Source organism: Rhizobium sp. AC27/96 (genome assembly GCF_001692325.1).
Lineage (GTDB): Bacteria > Pseudomonadota > Alphaproteobacteria > Rhizobiales > Rhizobiaceae > Rhizobium.
On sequence record NZ_LXKN01000010.1, the window covers coordinates 1 to 19,673 of the forward strand.

23 protein-coding genes and 2 tRNA genes are annotated in these 19,673 nt (G+C 59.6%); 17 read left to right on the plus strand and 8 right to left on the minus strand.

Annotated features, from left to right (window positions below; genetic code table 11):
• Nucleotides 1-71 precede the first annotated feature (71 nt).
• On the plus strand, nt 72-1,214 hold the full coding sequence (locus tag A6U86_RS10330) for a radical SAM protein (protein ID WP_158008744.1): 1,143 nt from the start codon (nt 72-74) through the stop codon (nt 1,212-1,214).
• 102 nt (nt 1,215-1,316) lie between these two features.
• On the opposite strand, the gene A6U86_RS10335 is transcribed toward A6U86_RS10330, so the two are convergent.
• The 3 genes from A6U86_RS10335 to A6U86_RS10345 all read right to left on the minus strand — a co-directional run bounded on the left by A6U86_RS10335 (nt 1,317) and on the right by A6U86_RS10345 (nt 2,816).
• Nucleotides 1,317-1,390: transfer RNA gene (locus A6U86_RS10335), tRNA-Gln, on the minus strand.
• A gap of 237 nt (nt 1,391-1,627) precedes the next feature.
• On the minus strand, nt 1,628-2,263 hold the full coding sequence (locus A6U86_RS10340) for an NrsF family protein (RefSeq protein ID WP_068390177.1): 636 nt from the start codon (nt 2,261-2,263) through the stop codon (nt 1,628-1,630).
• On the minus strand, nt 2,250-2,816 hold the full coding sequence (locus A6U86_RS10345; protein WP_068390184.1) for a sigma-70 family RNA polymerase sigma factor: 567 nt from the start codon (nt 2,814-2,816) through the stop codon (nt 2,250-2,252). Before A6U86_RS10345 ends, A6U86_RS10340 begins: the two co-directional genes overlap by 14 nt.
• 245 nt (nt 2,817-3,061) lie before the next feature.
• Between A6U86_RS10345 and A6U86_RS10350 the strand changes: the two genes are divergently transcribed.
• The 5 genes from A6U86_RS10350 to A6U86_RS10370 all read left to right on the plus strand — a co-directional run bounded on the left by A6U86_RS10350 (nt 3,062) and on the right by A6U86_RS10370 (nt 5,864).
• Entirely contained in the window at nt 3,062-3,328 is a 267-nt protein-coding gene (locus A6U86_RS10350) for a DUF2282 domain-containing protein (RefSeq protein WP_068390187.1), read from the plus strand.
• 46 nt (nt 3,329-3,374) lie between these two features.
• Nucleotides 3,375-3,659, plus strand: a complete 285-nt coding sequence (locus tag A6U86_RS10355) for a DUF2282 domain-containing protein (RefSeq protein WP_068390192.1) — start codon at nt 3,375-3,377, stop codon at nt 3,657-3,659.
• An 82-nt stretch (nt 3,660-3,741) separates the two neighbouring features.
• Complete coding sequence (locus A6U86_RS10360; RefSeq protein ID WP_068390196.1) at nt 3,742-4,596, plus strand: DUF692 family multinuclear iron-containing protein; 855 nt, start codon at nt 3,742-3,744, stop codon at nt 4,594-4,596.
• An 8-nt stretch (nt 4,597-4,604) separates the two neighbouring features.
• The gene (locus A6U86_RS10365; protein WP_068390198.1) at nt 4,605-5,360 is read left to right on the plus strand and encodes a DNA-binding domain-containing protein; all 756 of its coding nucleotides are present in this window, start codon (nt 4,605-4,607) and stop codon (nt 5,358-5,360) included.
• An 18-nt stretch (nt 5,361-5,378) separates the two neighbouring features.
• A complete protein-coding gene (locus tag A6U86_RS10370; protein WP_068390201.1) occupies nt 5,379-5,864 on the plus strand; it encodes a DoxX family protein in 486 nt (161 codons plus the stop codon).
• 67 nt (nt 5,865-5,931) lie between these two features.
• Here A6U86_RS10370 and A6U86_RS10375 read toward each other — a convergent pair whose 3' ends face one another.
• The gene (locus tag A6U86_RS10375; RefSeq protein ID WP_068390204.1) at nt 5,932-6,888 is read right to left on the minus strand and encodes a phytanoyl-CoA dioxygenase family protein; all 957 of its coding nucleotides are present in this window, start codon (nt 6,886-6,888) and stop codon (nt 5,932-5,934) included.
• Between the two features lie 479 nt (nt 6,889-7,367).
• On the opposite strand from A6U86_RS10375, the gene A6U86_RS10380 reads away from it, so the two are divergent.
• Entirely contained in the window at nt 7,368-8,285 is a 918-nt protein-coding gene (locus A6U86_RS10380; protein ID WP_068390207.1) for a DUF1003 domain-containing protein, read from the plus strand.
• Between the two features lie 40 nt (nt 8,286-8,325).
• Here the strand turns inward: A6U86_RS10380 and A6U86_RS10385 are convergent, their stop codons facing one another.
• Nucleotides 8,326-9,516, minus strand: coding sequence for a TCR/Tet family MFS transporter (locus tag A6U86_RS10385; RefSeq protein ID WP_068390210.1), 1,191 nt, complete (start codon nt 9,514-9,516; stop codon nt 8,326-8,328).
• 75 nt (nt 9,517-9,591) lie between these two features.
• Here A6U86_RS10385 and A6U86_RS10390 point away from each other — a divergent pair, with 75 nt between their 5' ends.
• Nucleotides 9,592-10,197 (plus strand): TetR/AcrR family transcriptional regulator C-terminal domain-containing protein, encoded by a 606-nt coding sequence (locus tag A6U86_RS10390; protein ID WP_068390213.1) that lies wholly within the window; start codon nt 9,592-9,594, stop codon nt 10,195-10,197.
• Nucleotides 10,198-10,227: 30 nt separating this feature from the next.
• On the opposite strand, the gene A6U86_RS10395 is transcribed toward A6U86_RS10390, so the two are convergent.
• Entirely contained in the window at nt 10,228-10,890 is a 663-nt protein-coding gene (locus tag A6U86_RS10395; protein WP_068390215.1) for a flavin reductase family protein, read from the minus strand.
• Nucleotides 10,891-11,063: 173 nt separating this feature from the next.
• Between A6U86_RS10395 and A6U86_RS10400 the strand changes: the two genes are divergently transcribed.
• Genes A6U86_RS10400 through A6U86_RS10410 form a run of 3 tightly spaced genes read left to right on the plus strand, consistent with a single transcriptional unit; the run spans nt 11,064 to nt 14,818 of the window.
• Nucleotides 11,064-12,134, plus strand: coding sequence for an ABC transporter ATP-binding protein (locus A6U86_RS10400; RefSeq protein WP_068390217.1), 1,071 nt, complete (start codon nt 11,064-11,066; stop codon nt 12,132-12,134).
• A gap of 33 nt (nt 12,135-12,167) precedes the next feature.
• Nucleotides 12,168-13,127, plus strand: coding sequence for an ABC transporter substrate-binding protein (locus tag A6U86_RS10405; protein ID WP_068390220.1), 960 nt, complete (start codon nt 12,168-12,170; stop codon nt 13,125-13,127).
• A gap of 11 nt (nt 13,128-13,138) precedes the next feature.
• Nucleotides 13,139-14,818 carry an iron ABC transporter permease gene (locus tag A6U86_RS10410; protein WP_068390223.1) on the plus strand — a complete coding sequence of 560 codons (1,680 nt, stop codon included), beginning with the start codon at nt 13,139-13,141 and terminating at the stop codon, nt 14,816-14,818.
• Between the two features lie 39 nt (nt 14,819-14,857).
• Here A6U86_RS10410 and A6U86_RS10415 read toward each other — a convergent pair whose 3' ends face one another.
• The gene (locus A6U86_RS10415; RefSeq protein ID WP_068390226.1) at nt 14,858-15,322 is read right to left on the minus strand and encodes a helix-turn-helix domain-containing protein; all 465 of its coding nucleotides are present in this window, start codon (nt 15,320-15,322) and stop codon (nt 14,858-14,860) included.
• 150 nt (nt 15,323-15,472) lie between these two features.
• On the opposite strand from A6U86_RS10415, the gene A6U86_RS10420 reads away from it, so the two are divergent.
• Nucleotides 15,473-16,393, plus strand: coding sequence for an alpha/beta fold hydrolase (locus A6U86_RS10420; RefSeq protein ID WP_068390228.1), 921 nt, complete (start codon nt 15,473-15,475; stop codon nt 16,391-16,393).
• 202 nt (nt 16,394-16,595) lie between these two features.
• On the plus strand, nt 16,596-16,991 hold the full coding sequence (locus tag A6U86_RS10425; RefSeq protein ID WP_068390230.1) for a cupin domain-containing protein: 396 nt from the start codon (nt 16,596-16,598) through the stop codon (nt 16,989-16,991).
• 63 nt (nt 16,992-17,054) lie between these two features.
• Here the strand turns inward: A6U86_RS10425 and A6U86_RS10430 are convergent.
• A tRNA-Ser gene (locus A6U86_RS10430) sits at nt 17,055-17,144 on the minus strand.
• Nucleotides 17,145-17,449: 305 nt separating this feature from the next.
• Between A6U86_RS10430 and rplU the strand changes: the two genes are divergently transcribed.
• From rplU to A6U86_RS10450, 4 genes are all read left to right on the plus strand, one after another.
• Nucleotides 17,450-17,767: a 50S ribosomal protein L21 gene (gene rplU, locus A6U86_RS10435; RefSeq protein ID WP_004127263.1), complete on the plus strand. Its 318-nt coding sequence runs from the start codon at nt 17,450-17,452 to the stop codon at nt 17,765-17,767.
• Nucleotides 17,768-17,799: 32 nt separating this feature from the next.
• Complete coding sequence (gene rpmA, locus A6U86_RS10440; protein WP_007790980.1) at nt 17,800-18,069, plus strand: 50S ribosomal protein L27; 270 nt, start codon at nt 17,800-17,802, stop codon at nt 18,067-18,069.
• Nucleotides 18,070-18,199: 130 nt separating this feature from the next.
• Nucleotides 18,200-18,835, plus strand: a complete 636-nt coding sequence (locus A6U86_RS10445) for a GNAT family N-acetyltransferase (protein WP_068390233.1) — start codon at nt 18,200-18,202, stop codon at nt 18,833-18,835.
• Complete coding sequence (locus A6U86_RS10450) at nt 18,832-19,419, plus strand: GNAT family N-acetyltransferase (RefSeq protein WP_068390235.1); 588 nt, start codon at nt 18,832-18,834, stop codon at nt 19,417-19,419. The genes A6U86_RS10445 and A6U86_RS10450 overlap by 4 nt, the downstream gene beginning before the upstream one ends.
• Nucleotides 19,420-19,673 lie beyond the last annotated feature (254 nt).

The following is a 19,673-nucleotide window of genomic DNA, read 5'->3' on the forward strand; positions in this document are numbered from 1 at the left end:
GCACTTCTATCTTAGGTATGTGACTGGTCATAATGGGCACATTACTCCTAACACTTAACAAGTGGGAGATCGTGTCCGGAGATTTAGGGGGCCACTACACGTGGAACGACATCGAATATGATGGACGTGATGAAGGTCACTTGGACTTTCCGGCTCTAAGCTACCCTCTAGATATGTCGTGGGAAATAACACGACGCTGCAACCAACTTTGCAAACATTGTTACAACAATTCAACTGCGTCGGGATCGCATCCCAGTTGGGAGCAGCTTGAGACTGTTTTGGATGAACTAAGTGCAGTTCAACTCAGGACTGTGACTGTAACGGGCGGCGAGCCTATGATGAGACGTGATTTTCGTCGTTTCTCGGAAAGGCTTTTAAAAATTGCGCACAACAGAATTTTAAGCAGCAACGGGACGTTGATAACTGAAGATAATATTGGCTGGCTATCGGAGATATATAAGCAGGCCAGTATCAGCATAGATGTTAATGAGGAAAATCTATACGAGGATTTCCGCGGTAAATTAGGCACATACAAGAAATGTATCGAGGGAATTTCGCTCCTACGTCGATATGATGTCGATGTCTTAGCTCAGACAACATTGTCATCTATGAACATCGACAGGATTGAAGAGATGGCCGAATTCCTCCTTTCTCTAGGTGTTCGCTCGTGGAGCGTTCGACTACCGTTCAACAGCGGTCGTGCAACTCACAATCATGATGTGTTTTTAAGTCGGTCAACTCTAATGGATCGTGCAAAGTATCTTTCCGATCTGAGGGAAAAGTACGCGCCACATTTCGATGATTTCAAGATAGGGGTCACATACTTGACCAGCTATCAGGAGCCATATTCCCCTACAAAGAATCCTAATAAGCTGATGACCTGCGCTGCGGCTACCGTACTCGCCACCTTGAACGCCGACGGCACGCTCGCACCTTGCGCACTCTTTTCTGAAACTGATTTCCGATCCGCTTCGATCTGGACTTCGAGCTTTAAGGAGCAATGGCAAAACTCGCAGCCATTTAGAATGATGCGCTCAGTTCACTTGAGCGAAATAAGCGGCTGCGGCACATGTAAGAATTCACTTGGGAATTGTGGTGGCGGCTGTCGGGCTAAGAGCTATCTTGCTTATGGAACAATCCATCGGCCAGACAATGATTGTAACTACAGTGCCAATTCGGGAAAGCAGAAGGAAAAACTGCTTCATGATATCTGACAGGAGTTCTTCATCCTGGGCAGGGTCGTCCGCGTTATCGGATGCCAAAACGACATCTGTAGCGATTGGAAAATCAGGAAAGTAGCGTTTTCTACGGAGAATTGGCTGGGGAACCTGGACTCGAACCAAGATTAACGGAGTCAGAGTCCGTCGTTCTACCATTGAACTATTCCCCAACGACCGCCACACGATGAAATCGTTCGCGGCGAAGGTTGCGCCTCTATAATAGAATTCGCCGCGGATGCAAATACTTTAAAGCGGACAAATGCAATTTTTTGAAAACAGGGAGCAGGTCCGGGATAACAGGTGAAAGCAGGCGCATCCAACTCCTTTCGCGGCGATCGATGTTCGCGCCGCCCGATAGGATCAATGCGGGATATTCCGAATCCGTTAAAGCTGGCTTTTCGACCGCATCACCAGCGCAGAATGCGCCGGCCGAGCACATAGCCCACGCCCGTGACCATGGCGATCGCGATCGGGTACCAGAGCAACACGAAGAGCGGGCTGTCATCCGTGCAGTTGGAGGCGTAGAAGGTTGCGGCGATACCGCTGGCTGCAAGCCCCGCAACAGCACCGGCAACACCAGGCCTTTCCGGCGCGCCGTGGCGCAATGCAAACAGGAAGCAGGCAAGCGGCCCGATCGACAGCAGCGGAATAAGCGTCAGGCAAAAGCGGGCATTGTGCCCGATCATCCGCGCGCTCCAGCTGTCCGCCGGCATGACCGCCATTTCGACGGCTGCGGCTGCAAGCAGCAGGATCGGTGCCGCCAGCAACGCCCAGCCCCAGATGCGCAATGACACACCCGGCCGGCCGATGCGGAAGACGACGGCGCAAGCTGTCGCAGCAAGCGCGATAGTCACAACAAACTTGAACAGGAAACGAACGGTCTGCATGGCGCTGTCGATATCGCCGCGAAAACCGATCATCGCAAAGAAAAGCCCGCCGCTGATCAGGATACCCGCGACGACCGCCAAGGCGAGGGCCTTGCCGATCCGCGTGCGGACCGGCGCGTCCTGCGCCAGAAGATTGATGAGGTCATCGGTTTTCACTGGTCTCACTCCGATACAGGGCCGCAAGCACTTTCAGCGCGCGATGCAGCGCCACGCGCACCGCGCCTTCCGTCATCTTCAGCCGATCCGCCGTTTCCCGTACGCTGGTTCCCTCGACGGAAATCGAGCGCACGATCGTCTTCTGCGGATCCTTCAATTGTTCCAGCATACGATCGACGTCCAATCGCTCCAGGGCATCGGTCTGTTCTTCCGCCTCAAGGATATCGATCACATCGTCGATCGGTACGCTCACATGCCGTCCACGCCGCCTGAGACCGTCGATCAGCTTGTTCCGCACGATCGTCGATATCCACGGCCCGATCGGGCGCGATGCGTCCCAGGTTCCGCGTTTCAGGTGGATGGCAAGCAGCACTTCCTGAACCACGTCCTCGGCTTCGCTGGCCGGCGCCCCGAACTGATCGCAGCGCCGGCGCGCCATGGCGCGCAGATACGGCGTCACCGCGGACAGGAAACGATGGTAGGCCTGCGCATCGCCGCCAATGGCGGCGCGCATCCAGACTGCCCATTCCTCTTCGCGCGCCGAATGACTCACCCGACATCTCCTCTACGCAGGACCGCAGACTTTCGTTACCGGCAACCGTCCATCTTTTTCAAGTCTTTTCGGCTTTTGGCCAAAAGTCCCCGTCCGGCAGGCAATCGGACCGAAACATATAGCCGGCACAGAATAATTTCGTATCGTTCAAAAAAAATTCGCGCCGGCTGTAACATCGCCCACGGACGCTCCGTAGACCCTGATGCAAGCCAATGACGGCTCGCATCCATCTAGGAGACAGTCCCATGAAGAACAGCATCCTCACCCTGGCCATTGCCGGCTCGCTCGCTTCGGCGCTTGCATCCATCGCCGTTCCCGCTGCTGCCGCAGACTCCAAGGAAAAGTGCTATGGCGTCGCGCTCAAGGGCCAGAACGATTGCGCCGCCGGCAAGCATGATTGTGCCGGCAAGTCGACCATGAGCTATGATAAGATGTCCTTCAAGCTCGTTCCCACAGGCACCTGCACGTCCATGAAGACCCCGAAGGGCCATGGCTCGCTGACCCCGGCCTGATCTGAGCTCAGATCATCGATCCATTATCTGTTGCAAGGAGTTTGTCATGAGCAGGATTTCAGCAGTCGCCCTCGCCGCCTCGGTCGCGACGGCAATGACATTGGCCGCCGGCGTCACCACCGCTTCAGCCGCCGACGCCAAGGACAAATGCTACGGCGTTGCCCTGAAAGGCCAGAATGATTGCGCAGCCGGTCCCGGCACCACCTGCGCCGGCACGTCGAAAGTCGATTATCAGCGCAATTCGTGGAAGCTGGTTCCCGCCGGAACCTGCGAAACGATCAAGACGCCGAACGGCCACGGCACGCTGATGCAGGGTCCGGCGCCTGTCTGACCAGACTGCAGTGACGCGGGGCGGCGCATGGTCCGCGCGCCGCCCTCCTTCCCGATCAAGCATGTCCAAGCGGAGGCTTGCAATGAAACCGTCAGAACTTCCCCGCCGTTCCGGCGTCGGCTTCAAGCCGGAACATTTTGCGACGATAAACGCCGCCAGCCAGCCGATCGGCTTCTTCGAGGTGCACGCCGAAAACTACATGGGCGCCGGCGGACCGCCGCATGCCCAGCTTGGCAGGCTGCGCCAGGACTATGCTCTCTCTGTCCACGGCGTCGGCCTTTCCATCGGCTCGATGCAGCCACTCGACGCCGATCATCTTGCCCGCCTGAAGATCGTCTGCGATCGCTACGAGCCGGAAAGCTTTTCCGAGCATCTGGCATGGTCGACCCACGATACGACCTTTCTGAACGACCTCCTGCCGCTCCCCTATACAGAGGCGACCCTCGCCCAGGTCTGCGCCCATATCGATGAGGTGCAGACATTGCTCGGCCGCCAGATGCTACTGGAGAATCCGGCTACCTATCTGCTCTTCGAGGAAAGCACGATCGAAGAGACGGAGTTTCTTGCCGAGGTCGTCCGCCGCACCGGCTGCGGCCTGCTGCTCGACGTCAACAATGTCTTCGTTGCCGCCACCAATCACAACATGGATCCCCGCGCTTACCTCAAGCGCTTTCCGGTGCAATGCGTGCGCGAGATCCATCTGAGCGGCCATTCTGAAACCATTGACGATGCCGGCGCGCCGCTTCTGATCGACAGCCACGATACGCCGGTGAAAGACCCGGTATGGGCGCTCTATCAGGAGTTGATCGCCCGCACGGGTCCGATTGCCAGCCTGGTCGAATGGGATAATGACGTGCCGGAATGGCCGGTTTTGAGGGCCGAGGCGGAGGCCGCCGACGCTATCCTTCGGCGCGCGGCCGAACTCCGGGCGGCATAGGAGCAACCATGTCTCTCTCGACGCAAACCGAATTCGCAGCAGCGCTCGTCGATCTCGATCGGGCGGTTCCGGAAGGACTTGAAGCCTGGAACGGCCCGCGTCCGGAGCGTCGCTTCGGCGTCTACCGCAACAACGTCGCCGTCGGGCTCATCGGTGCCCTGACCTCGCGCTTTCCGGCCGCCGAGAGCATCGTCGGCGAGGAATTCTTCGCCGCCATGGCGCATGAATTCATCCGCCTGCATCCGCCACACTCGCCCCTGCTGCTGGCTTACGGCGACGACTTCGGTGATTTCGTCGGGAGTTTCGAGCCTGCGGGCGAAATCCCATACCTGCCCGATGTCATCAGGCTGGAAGTCGCCCGCGGCAAGGCCTATCACGCCGCCGATGCAATGCCGCTCGACGCCGCCTTGCTGGCCATGGTCGAGCCGGAAGGCCTGGCACGTTTGCGCTTCGTGCCGCATCCCTCAGCCTCGATCATTCGCTCCGCCTTTCCCATGATTACCATCTGGGCAATGAACACCGGCGAAATCGAACTGGCTGATATCGAGGACTGGACGGGTGAGGATGCGCTTGTCGTCCGGCCGCAAATGACGGTTGAAGTGCATCGCCCCCCCGCCGGTGGTGCCGTTTTTCTCGAGATGCTTGTTGCCGGCTCCAATCTCGGCAGCGCATTCGAGGCAGCTCTTGCCGAAGCACCGGATTTCGATCTTTCCGCCAACCTCGCCGGCGCGCTCGCGGCCGGCGCATTCATAACCATTCGCTGAACGTCAGGGAGAACCGACATGCAAGAGCATATGATGACGGCCGGCGTGGCCGAACGCGAAACCGTGCCGCAGAGGCTGTATGGCGCCCTCAGGCTTCTCAACCGCATTCCGCACGATCTGATCGCGCTTGTCGCGCGCCTGTCGATTGCCGCCGTCTTCTGGCAGTCCGGCCAGACCAAGGTGGATGGCTGGCATGTGACCGACAATGCCGTTTATCTGTTCCAGACGGAATACAAGCTGCCCTTCATCGATCCGTGGATCGCCGCCCATATCTCGGCCTTCAGCGAACATTTCTTTCCGTTTCTGCTGGTCATCGGCTTCGCAAGCCGGCTGTCGGCGCTGGCCCTGCTGGGCATGACGCTCGTCATAGAGATATTCGTCTATCCCGATGCCTGGCCGACACATGGCACATGGGCAACCTGTTTCCTGGTGATCATCGCCGGCGGCCCGGGCCGTATCGCGCTCGACCATTTCATCGCCAGGCGGTTCCGCCGCTCCGCATAGGGCTGAGGCGGCAGGAGCGCCGGTCAACGGCGCTCCACAGCATGGCTTCCATAAAGCAATCCGCAGCCTATCGCAGGACGGGCTCTCCATGGAAGCGGCGCTGCGACGGCTTCGAGACGCCGAAGCCGACTTCCATCATCAAGCGCGGCTTCTGCGTGGGAACCGTGCCCATGTGAAAGCCAAAGGGATCTTCCACAAAGCCGGAACCGGCTTTGCCGGTCAGCGTCACCGCGCTCGCTTTTCCATAGTAATCGAGCACTTCATCTGCCGAATGCCCGACAAGCAGAGTGAGCTGATGCTTGACGCGCCGCCGCCTGTGGCTGCCCTTGACGAAAACGTGCGGCCCGGTGCCCTCGTCCACATCGACCAGGTTGAAGAAGAACTTCAGCATTCGCCAGTCGTCGAGATCGAAGTGATATTTATCGAGCGACGCCATGCTTCTGTCCGCTTCCGAAGCCTGCGTCGGAAAGCTCCACCAGATGCGCGTGGTGATCACCTTGGCCTGGCCACCCAGATATTGGCGGGCGACATCGATCAGCAACGGATCGCGCTGTACCGCCATGACGGCCGCGCAATCGAGCGAACGCTCGAAGAAATGCCCGGAAAGGATCGGGCGCACGAAACGGGCTTCCGCCTCCTTGTGTTCACCCGCGACGAATTCGAGCTTTCGATTGAAATTGCCGAAGCAGCCCGTGGTCTGGGCGAATTCGGTGATCTCACGATGAATATGATCGGGCAGCATCAGGCCCGGATAGATGCCATCCGTCCGCAATGCATTGACGACGGTGCTGCGTTCGAGCCCGCCGAACATGGAGGCACCGGAAACCGGAAGCGTGACGGGCTGTCTGGTGGCAAACCAATGCATCCGTCGAAACGGCAATGTCCGCGCCAGCAGGAACATCGGCAACCAGGCGGGATTTTCCCGAAGATCGGTCAGGTAAGTCGGTATCCTAACAGCCATTCGCTTGAAGCGACCGCCCTGCCTGGCGATGGACTCCAAGTCCTTTGCCGGGGAATTGTGCATAGCTATCCTTTCCGCACACGTGCAAACCCATGGCAACAGGCCCAACATCCTGTTGAGTTAATTCTTTGAACCTAAACATTTATTCGCGGCAGTGGGGTCTCTGCTGCACTGCGGCAGATAGAAGCCGGACGACCTCGGTCAAGGGGGCGGAAATTCACAATCTTGATTTAAACGGTAGAATTTTCCGCTTTGGCACGCTGGGCTTTCGAAACCGTTTTTGAGAGCGCACGGACCAGTTGTTTTTCGAGTTTTCTGGCCCGAAAACTGCCCGACTTTATACATGCAGAAACATTTCATTTGCCGTTGCTTAGGACAATCACGCTATTAGACACTGAGCAAGCGCATGCAGAACGACGACCTCGAAACGTTGCGGCAATACGGTTTGACGGCAGTTGGGATTTTGACAGTCTTCTAACAGTCACAATCCTGTTTGCATTATTGGCTAAACGAGCGGAAACTTGTGAAAGAGGCCTCCACATATGACAGATACGAAGACCTTTGATCCGGCGGACGGGATCGTCGACTTCGATGCCGGCGAAGGCGAAGCCGCGACCGTGGTGGAGATGGACGACTATACCAAAAGCCTCGCCCAGGCGAAGGCCAAGTCCGTCAAGCTCATCGATGCCATCACAGGCCAGACGCTGAAAAAGAAGGACGCCGTACACGTCGATGACCTCCGCCCCTCGCTTGCGGATTTCATGCGGCTGAAACATCCCGAACTGCGCGCCGACGACTATATCAGCCGCAAGGTGATGGACGATTATCGCGCCCAATATATTGCCGAGCTTCTGACCGACGAACGGGGTGAGCTTTCCACCCTCGAGGACGAGGTGGTCGAAAGCCTGAAGACGCATGATACACTCGCAGAAAACATCGAAGAGGATTATGAAGACCACCGCTCCATTGGCGACCGGATGGCCGACGGCGTCGCCATATTCGGCGGCAGCTGGACCTTCATCATCTCCTTCTGTCTGTTCCTGACCGTATGGATGGGCATCAATGTGCTCATGGGCGAAAAGACGGCTTTCGATGCCTATCCCTTCATTCTGCTGAACCTCATTCTCTCGACGATCGCCGCCCTGCAGGCTCCGATCATCATGATGAGCCAGCGCCGCCAGGAACAGAAGGATCGCCTGCGCGCCCTCAACGACTACAAGGTGAACCTGAAGGCCGAACTGGAAATCCGCCACCTGCATGAAAAGGTCGATCACCTCCTCAATCGCCAATGGGAGCGGCTGACCGAAATCCAGCAGATCCAGATCGAGATGATGCTGGAGCAGGCCAAGGCCGCGACGCGGGCGATAAAAGCCAACAAGGTCACGAAGGCCAAGACCAGCGCCCTGAAGAGCCTCTTCGGCAAGGTCAAGGATCCCGAGCCGGACGATTCGCTGAATTAGGCCGACAGGAAGAGCTGTATTGTGATGACCCGGCCGGCCCTCATGCGCCGGCCGTTTTCTTTCGGAGCGTGAACAGTACCGGCACGCAGGTGACATACAGCAGCGCGCCGAGAATCCAGATCAGGCCGGGGAAATCATATCTGGAGGCAAAGTAGATCTCGCTGACCGCCAGAGGCGCGATGATGGATGCAAGGCTTGTCAGGCTGCCCAGCACGCCTTGCAGGCGCCCCTGATCATCGGCGCCCACACGTTGCGTCATCAGCGACAGCAACGTCGGCTGGCCGATGCCGCCCATTGCGCTCAGGCAGAAGAGCGGAAGCAGCAACACTGTAATGAAGCTGCGCGTAACCAGGGCAATCGCGATATAGGCGGCGCTGTCGCAGACGATGGCAACGATAAGCGCACGACGCTCGCCCCAGCGCTCGCTCAAGGGGCCGGCGACAAAGGCCTGGGCGAGGGCATGAAGAAGCCCCATGCAGGCAAGGGAAAGCCCGACCGCCGCCGTATCCCATCCGAACTTGTCCTGGCTGTAGAGCACCCAGACGGTGCCGCCGATCTGGCCGACAATGTTGAGGATGACGGACAGGAACAACAGCGGCAGCAGCGCCGGAAAGGCTCCGAGCCAGCGCAGCGGCGCCAGCGGATGAAAGGCAGCCGCATCGATATGCGCGGGCTTCTCGACCCGAGTTTCGGGCAATGCGATCAGCGCAAGAATGAAATTCATCATCACGAGCACGCCAGCCGCCACGAAGGGCGCGCGAAGGGAAAACGTGCCGAGCAGACCGCCAATGGCTGGCCCGAGAATGAAGCCGATCCCAAAGCAGGCGCTGAGGAGCCCGAAGGCCCGCGTGCGCTTTTCGTCAGGCGTGATGTCGGTCAGGCAAGCAGCCGCGACCGAGGCATTGGCGGCCGTCAGCCCCGCAACGGCGCGGCCCAGGAACAGCCACCAGAAGCCGGGCGCCCATGCCATGAAGGCATAGTCGACCATGCCGCCCGCCAGTGAAACGAGCAGCACCGGCCTGCGGCCATAGCGATCGCTCAACGTTCCGAGAATGGGAGCGGCGAGAAACTGCAGCGCGGCATAGAGCGACAGGAACGCGCCGTAGCGCCAGCCGAGATCCGGCGTATGCGCAACGCTCTGCAAAAGTTCCGGCAGGATCGGCAGCACCAGCCCTGTACCCGCCGCATCGAGGATGACAACAGCCAGAATGGTCAGAAGCATCTTGTTCATGGTCGGCAACTTATCGTTGATAAATAACTTTATCGCCGATAAACTACACCTTCTAGGCTGTCAATTGGAGACGCAATGAAAATCGACCGGGACCAAATCGTCGACACGGCATTGACCGTTCTGAACGAGGTCGGCGTCGACGGCCTGTCGACGCGGCTGATCGCCCAGCGTCTTGGCGTCCAGCAGCCGGCTCTCTATTGGCACTTCAAGGGCAAGCAAGCCCTGCTGGCCGCTATGAATATCGAGATGCTGAAGCGGAACCATACGCGCCGCACGCCGCTTGCCAGCGAGACCTGGCAAGATTTCCTACGGGCCAACGCCAGAAGCTTCCGCTCCGCTTTGCTGGCGTGGCGCGATGGCGCGCGCGTGCACGCCGGAACGGAAGCCGATTCCACCGATCTCGATCCCATCGAAGCCCAGTTCGAATGCCTCGTTGCGGCCGGCTTCACGCCGGGCGGAGCGCTGGAGCTTCAGATTGCCATCGGCCGATACGTGGTGGGATGCGTGCTGGAGGAACAGGCGGATGCTGCCTCTCCGCCGGACCAGACCGCGTTCGATATCGCAGCAAAAACCCGCCCGAATCTCGCCAGAGCCATCGCCCATTACCGCTCGAGCGGTCACCAAGGCCTCTTCGAAGCCGGCCTCGATCTGCTGATCCGAGGCGCTGAAGCCAGGCGATGATCGGCATGGACGCAGCAAGCGGGAACTGCATTACACCTCAGCCTTGAATGTGCGGCCGAGATCGGGTCCGATGCCGAAATAGTGCCTGAACACGTAGAGAAGCGGGCTCCATGTGCTGGTATCGATATGATTGGTGCCAGGCACGACGATACCCCTATGGGCATGAACCCGAACTGCCTTCACCTCGATGATGCGGAAAGCCTCCGGCCGCTCCGATGGCCATTCGCCACCGGGCTCGTGCGATGCCATGACTTCGGCTTCGATTTGAATGGGGCATTCCGCGATGCGCAGTGGCCGGACGAGATCGGCCGCTTGAGGGGTAAAGTCGCCGACGTCGAATTTGTCGGATTCGAACCGATATCCGATCCTCTCCTTATGTGGGGGAACAGGATTGCGACCGGTCGTCGGCGCGATCGCCTCGATCTTCCGCCACAGGTCGGGTGAGGGAAAATTCAACACCAACTGCCGTTCGCGCAGCGCATTTTCCCCGCCCTTGCTCGTGCATGTCAGGCCCAGGACGATGCGGTCGAACAGTGCCCATGCGGACGACATCGGCGAGATATTCGTGGTTCCATCCGGGTTGAGGCTGCTGATCAGCACGACGGGCGTGCCGACATAGAGCACGCTGGGTTTGATGACGATATGGTCGTGACCATTCTCTGCGGGTTTGGATTGGGCTGTGTTCATCAACATTGCACTCTCCTCTGAGAGCTGCAGTGTAACCGTACAGACGTGCGGTATAGTTCGTCCATGGCCGAACTGTCGAGGGTGCAAGCCGGAGGCGACCTCTTACGACTTATTCGTCACACCGCTGTCATGCAGCGCCTCTACTCAGGCTTGTAGCTTTTAGAGATACCGATTTTTTGATGATAAATGACGCAAACCGGATCCAGGCTGCCGTTGCGGCGACAGGATTGGAACTTCATTACGACAAGGCGGTCGTCCTCAACGGCATCGATCTTTCGCTCGCCAAGGGACGGACGCTGGCCCTGCTCGGCCCATCGGGATGCGGCAAGACCACCCTTCTGCGCCTCGTCGCCGGCCTTCTTGCGCCGACCAAAGGCAGCATCACCATTTCCGGCCAGACCGTCGCGGATGCGGCATCGAAGACATTCGTGCCGCCAGAGAAGCGTAACCTCGGCATGGTGTTTCAGGATTATGCCCTGTGGCCGCACCTGACGGTCGGCGGCAACGTCTCCTTCCCCCTTGAAATGCGCGGAGTGGCGAAGGCCGAACGCGAAAAACGCACCATGCGGGCGCTGGAACGCGTTGGCCTGGCAGCGCTTGCCCATCGCCGCCCGAGCGATCTTTCCGGTGGCCAGCAACAGCGCGTAGCCATTGCCCGCGCCATTGTCGCCGAGCCGCAACTCATCCTGTTCGACGAGCCGCTGTCCAATCTGGACCGCGAACTACGCGAAAACATGGTCGGCGAACTGGCCGAGCTCATCTCCACGCTTGGGTTGACGGCAATATACGTCACGCACGACCACAGCGAAGCCCTGACGCTTGCCGACGAAGTCGCCATCATGCGCTCGGGCGAAATCGCCCAGCTTGCCTCACCCGACGTATTGATCGAAAGCCCCAGATCTCCGGAAGTTGCCGAATTCCTGCGGCTCGGCAGCACGGCCGATCTGGAATGGCGCGACAATGGCTGGCGGCTGGCGGGAAGTCCGCATGTGCTGTCGGAGACGGCGCGGCCGGGCCTGGAGAGGGCCAGAATCCTCATTCCGACGCGCGCCATTTCGCTTGGCGAAACCGCCTGGCCGAATCTGCCGGCAACGGCTTTACGCTCGCACTTCCGTGGAGACGGTCATCTCGTCACCGCCGTGCCGCACGGCACGACCGGGATCGAGCTTCAGGTCCTGAGCCCGGTTAAAATCCGGCCAGGAGAGCAGATCGGCCTTTCGGTCGACGCGACTAGCATCCTGTGGTTCTAGCAGGAACATCACTTGAGCCTAGAGAGGAAAAACATGTTTAAATCACTGAAGAATATTGCAATTTTTGCCATTTCGACCGCACTGCTGAGCGGCGTCGCCCATGCCGACATCACTGTTTACACCGCCGGCCCACAGAACCTCATCGACAAGCTTGCCGCTGGCTTCACCGCCCAGAGCGGCATTAAGGTCAACGTCTTCCAGGCAACGACCGGCAAGGTCATGGCCCGCATCGAAGCCGAGGCCGCCAATCCGGCCGTCGACGTGCTGATCTCGGCTTCCTGGGATACGGCGACCGATTTCGCCAAGCGCGGCTGGCTCGTCTCCTACACCAGCCCGAATGCCGCGAAGGTTCCGGCCTTTCTGAAGACCGACACTGCCGTGGCTCAGGGCGTTTCCGCCCTCGGCATCGCTTGGAACACCAAGAGCGGCACGACCGAGCCGAAGGAATGGGCAGATCTCGCCAAGCCCGAGTTCAAGGATCTCGTCAATATTCCCGATCCCGCCCAGTCCGGCTCCTCTTTCGAACTGACGGCGGCCCTCGCCGGCAAGGACAATTACAATCTCTTCAAGGAGCTGAAGGATAACGGCGCCATTATCGCCGGCGCCAATGCCGAAGCGCTGAACCCGGTGCTGCAGGGTGCCAAGGCCGCAGTCTTCGGCGCGGTCGACTACATCACCTTCGACGCCAAGGCCAAGGGTGAGACCATCGACGTTGTCTTCCCGCAATCTGGCACGGTCATCGCGCCGCGCCCGGTCATGATCCTCAACTGGTCCAAGCATCAGGACGAAGCCAAGAAGTTCGTCGACTACATGCTATCCGATGAAGGCCAGAAGCTGGTTGCCGACACCTTCCTGATGCCGGCGCGTTCCGACATTCCGGCCTCGCGTCCGCTGGTGAGCGATCTCAAGTTGCTCGACTACGACGTCAACGCCGTCTACGGCAAGCGCAAGGAAACGCTGAAGCAGGTCGGCGATCTGTTCGGCGGCAAGTAAGGCTTGATGCAATGAGTGCGAAGGGAACAGGCGCTCCGGTGCCGGCAGCCTGGCTAGCGGCCCTGGGGCTGATCATCATCGTCGCCTTTCCCTTCGTGGCCGTCGTGCTGCAGGCGGTCTTTCCCTCGCTGGGACAAGGCTCGTTTGCGGCACCCTTCTCGGCCATCGGCAAGACCTTGGCCGATGAGGCCCTCCTTGGCATGACGGCAAATACCATCAACCTCGGATGCGCCGTCGTCGTTGCCTCCACCCTCATCGCCGTCCCCCTCGGCGTCGTCCGTGCGCTCTACCGTGTTCCCTTCGCACCTTTATGGGACGTGCTGCTGCTGACACCCTTCATGATCCCGCCCTATATCGCCACGCTTGGCTGGATCATGGCGCTGCAGCCGCACGGCTATCTCCAGCAGATCGCCGGCTTCAATCTCGCCCCTACCCTCTTCTCGCTTACTGGCATGACCGTGGTCATGACCTTCAACACCTTCCCGGTCGTCTATTTCGCCGTATCGCGCACTGTCGAGGCCGTGGGTGCCCGCTACGCCGATGTCGGCCGCGTCTTCGGCGCCTCACCGGCCCGCGCCTTCTGGCGCATCACGCTGCCGCTCTCAGCACCCGGCCTTGCCGCCAGCCTGCTGCTGGTCTTCGCCGCCGCGATCGAGGAATACGGCACGCCGGCAGCCCTCGGCCGTCGCGCCGGTTTCCAGGTTCTGGTGACCGGCATCGATACCCGCATCGGCGACTGGCCTATCGATTTGCCGGGTGCCGCCGTGCTGTCACTCACCCTCGTCGTCATCTCGCTGATCGCCTTTCTCATCCAGCGCCGGATCCTCTCGCGGCGCTCCTACCAGACGGTGAGCGGCAAGCCGCAGAACAAGGACAAGCGTCCGCTCGGCACGCTGACCATCCCGGCTTTGCTGGCATTTGGCATCGTCTCGTTTCTCGCGACCGGCGTGCCCATGCTTTCCATTCTGGCTACGGCGCTCTCGAAGACGATTTCCCGCGGTCTCTCCTTAGGCAATCTCGGCCTCGACAATTTCGCGGCCGTCTTCGGCAACAGTGCCGGCGCGCTCGCCGCCCTCGGCAACAGCCTGGCGCTTGGGGTCGGCGCTGCCATCATCACCGGCCTGATCGGCGTCACCGCCGCCTATACCGTCGTCAAAACGAAAATGCGCGGACGCCTGCTGATTGACATCATGACCGTGCTTCCGAATGCCCTGCCCGGCATCGTCGTTGCCGTTGGCCTCATCCTCGTCTGGAACATGCCCGGCCTGCCGTTTACGCCCTATAATACCGCTCTCATCCTGCTGCTGGCCTATTGCTGCATTCTCCTGCCACAGACGGCGCGCTATTCCTCCGCCGCCTTCCAGCAGATCGGCGACAATCTTGAGGCCGCAGCCCGTGTCTCAGGCGCAAACACCTTGACCGTCTTCCGCCGCATCCTGCTGCCGCTGGTGCTGCCGAGCCTGGCATCGGCCATGCTGCTCGTCTTCGCGCTGGCTTCGCGCGAACTCGTGGCCTCGATCGTTCTCGCGCCCGTCGGCATGCAGACCATCGCTACCTTCATCTGGCGGCAGTTCGAGCAGGGCTCTATCGGCCTCGGCATGGCGATGGCCTTCGTGACGATCATCATCACGACGCTCATTCCGCTTCTCTTCCTGTCGTTGTTGCGCCGAAGCGGCCTCGTCGCCGAGTAAACTCTGCTGAAGCAACCGGCGAGATTTTCGCCGGCTAATTTATTCGCGCCCATCTACGAGCGGTGGCGCAACGACGATCGTATCCTCCGCCATAAGCATCCGCCCATCCTGTGCGCGTAGCTCCAGCCGCCGCACCGGCTGATTGCTCTTCGTGTCGACCAAAGTGACATGCGGCTCACCCGGCGCGAAAAAGAAATCTTCGCCCCATTGGCGAAGCGCGACCAGCAGCGGAAACAGGCCCTGCCCCTTCTGCGTCAGCACATATTCCTGATAGGGGCTGCCGTCCGATGCCGGCACGGTATCCAGAATGCCATGCGTGACAAGATTGCGCAGCCGGGCCGAGAGGATGTTCTTGGCCAGCCCCAGGCTCTTTTGAAACTCCCCGAAACGCCGCAGCCCGTCGAAGGCATCACGGATGATCAACAGCGACCACCAGTCGCCAATCGCATCCAGCGGCCGGGCGACCCCGCACATCGAATCCTTGTGGCTTATTCGTTTGGCCATCGCACCTTGCCTCGCTCCATTCCCGTATTCCGCCGATACCGCACCGGGTATCGCGTCATTTCAATATCGCGCCATCATATCGGTTGCAAATTGAAACCACAAGAGATACAGAAATCATGGTTGCAAACTAAAACCACATAGGAGTCCACCATGATCCCCTCTGATGCCACATTTGCCGGCACCTTTCCGTTCACACCGCATTTCACGGAAGCGCCGGGTTTCCGGATGCATTACGTCGATGAAGGACCGCGCGACGGCGAGGTCGTCCTCTGCCTGCATGGCGAGCCCACCTGGGGCTATCTCTTCCGCCATCTCGTGCCGGCCTTGAGCGGCAGATATCGCGTCGTCGTTCCCGATCACATGGGCTTCGGCAAAAGCGAAACGCCCACTGAGCGCAGCTATTGGCTACAGGATCATGTCGACAATCTGGAGGCCTTCATCGCGGCGCTGGGCCTTACCGATATCACCCTGGTCATGCATGATTTCGGCGGCCCCGTCGGCATGGGCTTTGCCGCCCGCCAACCCTACCGCATCCGCCGCGTCATCTCGGCCAACGGACCGACACCCTTCGGCCAGGCGGACCTGATAGATCGTCTCACGGCCAATGCGGCCGTTTCGCCCTGGTTCCAATGGATTGCCAAGGCTGCGACAGACGGCACGCTCGAACCGGTGCTCGGCAATCTCGGCTTCAATATCCTCAGCACTCTCAAGCTCAACGGCTTCGAGAACAACGCCGTCATCACCGATGCCTGGATCGAGGCCTATGGCGCACCCTTCGCGACGGAAGCCGACTGTCTCGGCGCTCTGGGTTGGGCCAACGGCTTTCCAACCGGCAACCATCAATTCGAAACGCCTGATCCAGAAGCCGATCGCATCATCCGCAGCAGGCCGGCGCTCGCCATATGGGGCGAGGCGGACAGGACGCTGCATGCCGAACATTTCCTGCCGCTCTTCTCCACCATCTTCCCCTCGGCCCGCATCGAACGCCTCGCCGGCGTCGGGCACTATTGCTTCGAAGATGCCCCCGAAACCGTCTCCGGCCTGATATCCGATTTCATCCGCCGGACGTGAGCGCCTGGAAGAAGAGCGGCGCGAAGGAGCGGGAAAACCCTTCCGCTCCCGATGACCTCTCATCAATCAGCCTCGCCTCTTGCCGCCATAAAGCCTCGCGAGCCGCAGCCGGAAGACGCGGATATCCATGCCCCGCCAATTGACATTCGCAGCCGATGTGACACCGTTCCGGATAGTTGCTGACAGAGCGTTTTGAGGCAAAATGACCAAGCGATCGCAAGCAGTTATCACCACGGCCGAAGAACGCCCGCGCGACGGATGGGACGATCCGGTCCATGGCCGCATATCCTGGCACACGCTGCTGAGCAGCGACATCACCCCCACCGACAGCATGAGCGCCGGCATCGCCGACCTCGCACCCGGCGGCGAACTCAAGCCACACCGGCACGACCCATCGGAGATCTATTTCATCTTCGAGGGAACCGGCATCGTCCAGATCGATGGCCAGGAAACCACGGTCAGGGCCGGCACGACAGTCTTCATCCCCGGCAATGCCGAACACGGCATCCGCAACGAATCATCCGCCAATCTGAAATTTTTCTATGTGTTTCCGACGGGATCGTTTGCGGATGTGGTCTATCGGTTTCCGGAGGGGTGAGGCATTTCGGCTGGCTATCAGTGAATCAGCTTGATCGACAGCGGCCTGAAACAAAGGCCAAAATGGCGGAGAGGGTGGGATTTGAACCCACGATGCCCTTGCAGGCATGCCGCATTTCGAGTGCGGTGCATTCGACCACTCTGCCACCTCTCCGGTTATGCTGGTCGGCGCTGTCAGGCGCGGGCTGTCTCATAGCGACAGTCGGGGGGGATGGCAAGGGCGAATATGAAAGCTTTTCATCCTTTTGCCTTGACAGATCAGGGATGCTTATATATCCCGTGCGGCGCAATAGGTGTGGATAAGTCCGTGCCTTGCCAGCCTTGCTTTGTGCAAGGTTTCACCGGCAGATCTTTTTGAGGGCAGCAAGCCTTTGAAATCCCTGCTAAGTTTCGACTGATAAAAAGACGGCCGCTCGTCCTCAAGGCGAGAGAGCCGGAACGAACATGAAAGGATAAAAAATGTTCGCAGTCATCAAGACCGGCGGTAAGCAGTACCGTGTGGCAGCAAACGACGTGCTGACCATCGAGAAGCTCGAAGTCACCGCCGGCGGCACCGTAGAATTCACCGAAGTCCTCGTTATCGGCGAAGGCGCCGACGCTGCGATTGGTGCTCCCTTCGTCAAGGGCGCTTCCGTCAAGGCCGAAGTGGTCGAGCACAACCGCGGCAAGAAGGTCATCGCCTTCAAGAAGCGCCGTCGTCAGAACTCGAAGCGTTCGCGCGGCCATCGCCAGCACCACACTGTTGTCCGTATCACGGACATCGTGGCTGCCAAGTAAGTAACGGGATCAGGGTTTAAAGGAGAACTCCAATGGCACACAAAAAAGCTGGCGGTTCATCGCGCAACGGTCGTGATTCTGAATCCAAGCGCCTTGGCGTGAAGAAGTTCGGCGGCGAAACCGTCATCGCAGGCAACATTATCGTGCGTCAGCGCGGCACGCAGTGGCATCCGGGTTCCAACGTTGGCCTCGGCAAGGATCACACGATTTTTGCGCTTACGGCGGGCAACGTGAACTACCGTACGAAGGCCAATGGCCGCGTGTACGTGTCTGTAATGCCGAAAGCGGAAGCAGCGGAATAAGCCGGTAGCGCTCTAAAACAGCCGGCGTCTCATCGACCCGGCTGACGCTACAAAGGTTCAGTCAAGAAAAAAGGGGAGATGGGGCGCCATCTCCCCTTTTTCTTTACCCTCAACCAAGGAGGACTGAACCATGCAAGGCGAATTGTTAAGGGAAGACCAATCAAGGTCTCCCGAAGAACGGCTGAGGCCGGATAGGTTAAGGACCGATTGCCCCGTCTTATTGTCGGAAAGGCTCGTTCTGCGCGCGCCCCACGAAGAAGACATCGACGCCCTTGCCCATCTCGCCAACAACGCCAATGTCGCTACTATGGTATCGCGTATGCCGCACCCGTATACGACCAATGATGCCGCCGATTTCGTGCGACGCACGAAACTTGGCGAGATTGGCAAGTGCGTCTATGCGATTACCAAAGCCGACAACGGCGCCTTTCTCGGCTGCTGCGGGGTCGAGCCCACGGGCGATCCACGCACGGTCGAGATCGGGTACTGGCTGGGTGAACCCTACTGGAACCAGGGCTATACGACCGAAGCGGCCCACGCTCTGGTCGACATGGTCTTCCGCACGCGTGAAAACGTCGCGCAGATCGATGCCCGTTGCCGAGTCATGAACGTCGCGTCGAGACGGGTCGTGCAGAAGTGTGGCTTCCAGTTTCAGGGGTCTGGCCTCGCCGCATCCCTGGCGCTTGGCAGCACCGTACCGGTCGAATGGTACAGGCTCGATCGCAAGACCTGGATATCGTTACGCAGCTGGGGAGGCATGAGATGAACGCGCTCGCCCTTACCCGCCGCAACGACCGTATCCTGACGCCCGGGCCGACGCCGGTCATCCAGACCGGCCGACTGACGCTGCGCCCGCACCGGCTCAGCGACGCCGATATGATCGCGGAATCGCTTTCGGATTTCGCCGTCACCCGCATGCTGGCCCGTGTCCCCGCGCCCTATGACCGGCAGGATGCGCTCGACTGGCTGGTCGAGCACACCTCCGGCCTGGGCATAGACTGGGAACTGGCCATCACCGAGCGGGATGATGCCCATATCGGCTGCGTCGGTATTGAGCTCCGCCACGGCCGCTGGCACCTCGGTTACTGGCTGAACCGCTTCTACTGGCGGCAAGGCATCATGACCGAAGCGGTCAAGGCGGCACTCGAACGTTTTGCCCGCCGCATGCCCGAAGTCGCCGTCTATTCCGGCGCCTTCGCCGACAATCCGGCGTCGCTCAAGCTGCAGCAGAAGCTCGGCTTCGAGATCACCGGTTGCTCGGAGATCTACAGCTTCGCCCGCAACACCATGGTTCCGCACATCGAAACCGTGTTGAGGCCGGGCGCGCTGCGGCTCTCGCAGGCGGCCTGAAGCCTCAAATACCCGCTATCGCCGGCCCAACCGGCGATAGCGTCACACCGATCGCGCTGTTCTTGATGTTATGGCGTGTCGGTTGCACGATATTCTTTGACCTCAGCCCGAAGCGCCTATATCGAAGGCGACATGACGGGTAAATGGCCGGCCAATGCGCGCTTATGGATGCGCAAAGGGCGGCTGAAATCGATTAAAGAGCGCATAGGCTTTTCTAAATCCCATTCGATCCGAAGGGATATGCGCCGACACCG

Excerpts from the sequence above, each read along its gene's own strand:
- A6U86_RS10350 (WP_068390187.1), top strand. The coding sequence starts at position 3,062 with ATGAAGAACAGCATCCTCACCCTGGCCATTGCCGGCTCGCTCGCTTCG.
- A6U86_RS10355 (WP_068390192.1), top strand. The coding sequence starts at position 3,375 with ATGAGCAGGATTTCAGCAGTCGCCCTCGCCGCCTCGGTCGCGACGGCA.
- A6U86_RS10360 (WP_068390196.1), top strand. The coding sequence starts at position 3,742 with ATGAAACCGTCAGAACTTCCCCGCCGTTCCGGCGTCGGCTTCAAGCCG.
- A6U86_RS10365 (WP_068390198.1), top strand. The coding sequence starts at position 4,605 with ATGTCTCTCTCGACGCAAACCGAATTCGCAGCAGCGCTCGTCGATCTC.
- A6U86_RS10370 (WP_068390201.1), top strand. The coding sequence starts at position 5,379 with ATGCAAGAGCATATGATGACGGCCGGCGTGGCCGAACGCGAAACCGTG.
- A6U86_RS10375 (WP_068390204.1), bottom strand. The coding sequence starts at position 6,888 with ATGCACAATTCCCCGGCAAAGGACTTGGAGTCCATCGCCAGGCAGGGC.
- A6U86_RS10380 (WP_068390207.1), top strand. The coding sequence starts at position 7,368 with ATGACAGATACGAAGACCTTTGATCCGGCGGACGGGATCGTCGACTTC.
- A6U86_RS10385 (WP_068390210.1), bottom strand. The coding sequence starts at position 9,516 with ATGAACAAGATGCTTCTGACCATTCTGGCTGTTGTCATCCTCGATGCG.
- A6U86_RS10390 (WP_068390213.1), top strand. The coding sequence starts at position 9,592 with ATGAAAATCGACCGGGACCAAATCGTCGACACGGCATTGACCGTTCTG.
- A6U86_RS10395 (WP_068390215.1), bottom strand. The coding sequence starts at position 10,890 with ATGTTGATGAACACAGCCCAATCCAAACCCGCAGAGAATGGTCACGAC.
- A6U86_RS10400 (WP_068390217.1), top strand. The coding sequence starts at position 11,064 with ATGATAAATGACGCAAACCGGATCCAGGCTGCCGTTGCGGCGACAGGA.
- A6U86_RS10405 (WP_068390220.1), top strand. The coding sequence starts at position 12,168 with ATGTTTAAATCACTGAAGAATATTGCAATTTTTGCCATTTCGACCGCA.
- A6U86_RS10410 (WP_068390223.1), top strand. The coding sequence starts at position 13,139 with ATGAGTGCGAAGGGAACAGGCGCTCCGGTGCCGGCAGCCTGGCTAGCG.
- A6U86_RS10415 (WP_068390226.1), bottom strand. The coding sequence starts at position 15,322 with ATGGCCAAACGAATAAGCCACAAGGATTCGATGTGCGGGGTCGCCCGG.
- A6U86_RS10420 (WP_068390228.1), top strand. The coding sequence starts at position 15,473 with ATGATCCCCTCTGATGCCACATTTGCCGGCACCTTTCCGTTCACACCG.
- A6U86_RS10425 (WP_068390230.1), top strand. The coding sequence starts at position 16,596 with ATGACCAAGCGATCGCAAGCAGTTATCACCACGGCCGAAGAACGCCCG.
- rplU (WP_004127263.1), top strand. The coding sequence starts at position 17,450 with ATGTTCGCAGTCATCAAGACCGGCGGTAAGCAGTACCGTGTGGCAGCA.
- rpmA (WP_007790980.1), top strand. The coding sequence starts at position 17,800 with ATGGCACACAAAAAAGCTGGCGGTTCATCGCGCAACGGTCGTGATTCT.
- A6U86_RS10445 (WP_068390233.1), top strand. The coding sequence starts at position 18,200 with ATGCAAGGCGAATTGTTAAGGGAAGACCAATCAAGGTCTCCCGAAGAA.
- A6U86_RS10450 (WP_068390235.1), top strand. The coding sequence starts at position 18,832 with ATGAACGCGCTCGCCCTTACCCGCCGCAACGACCGTATCCTGACGCCC.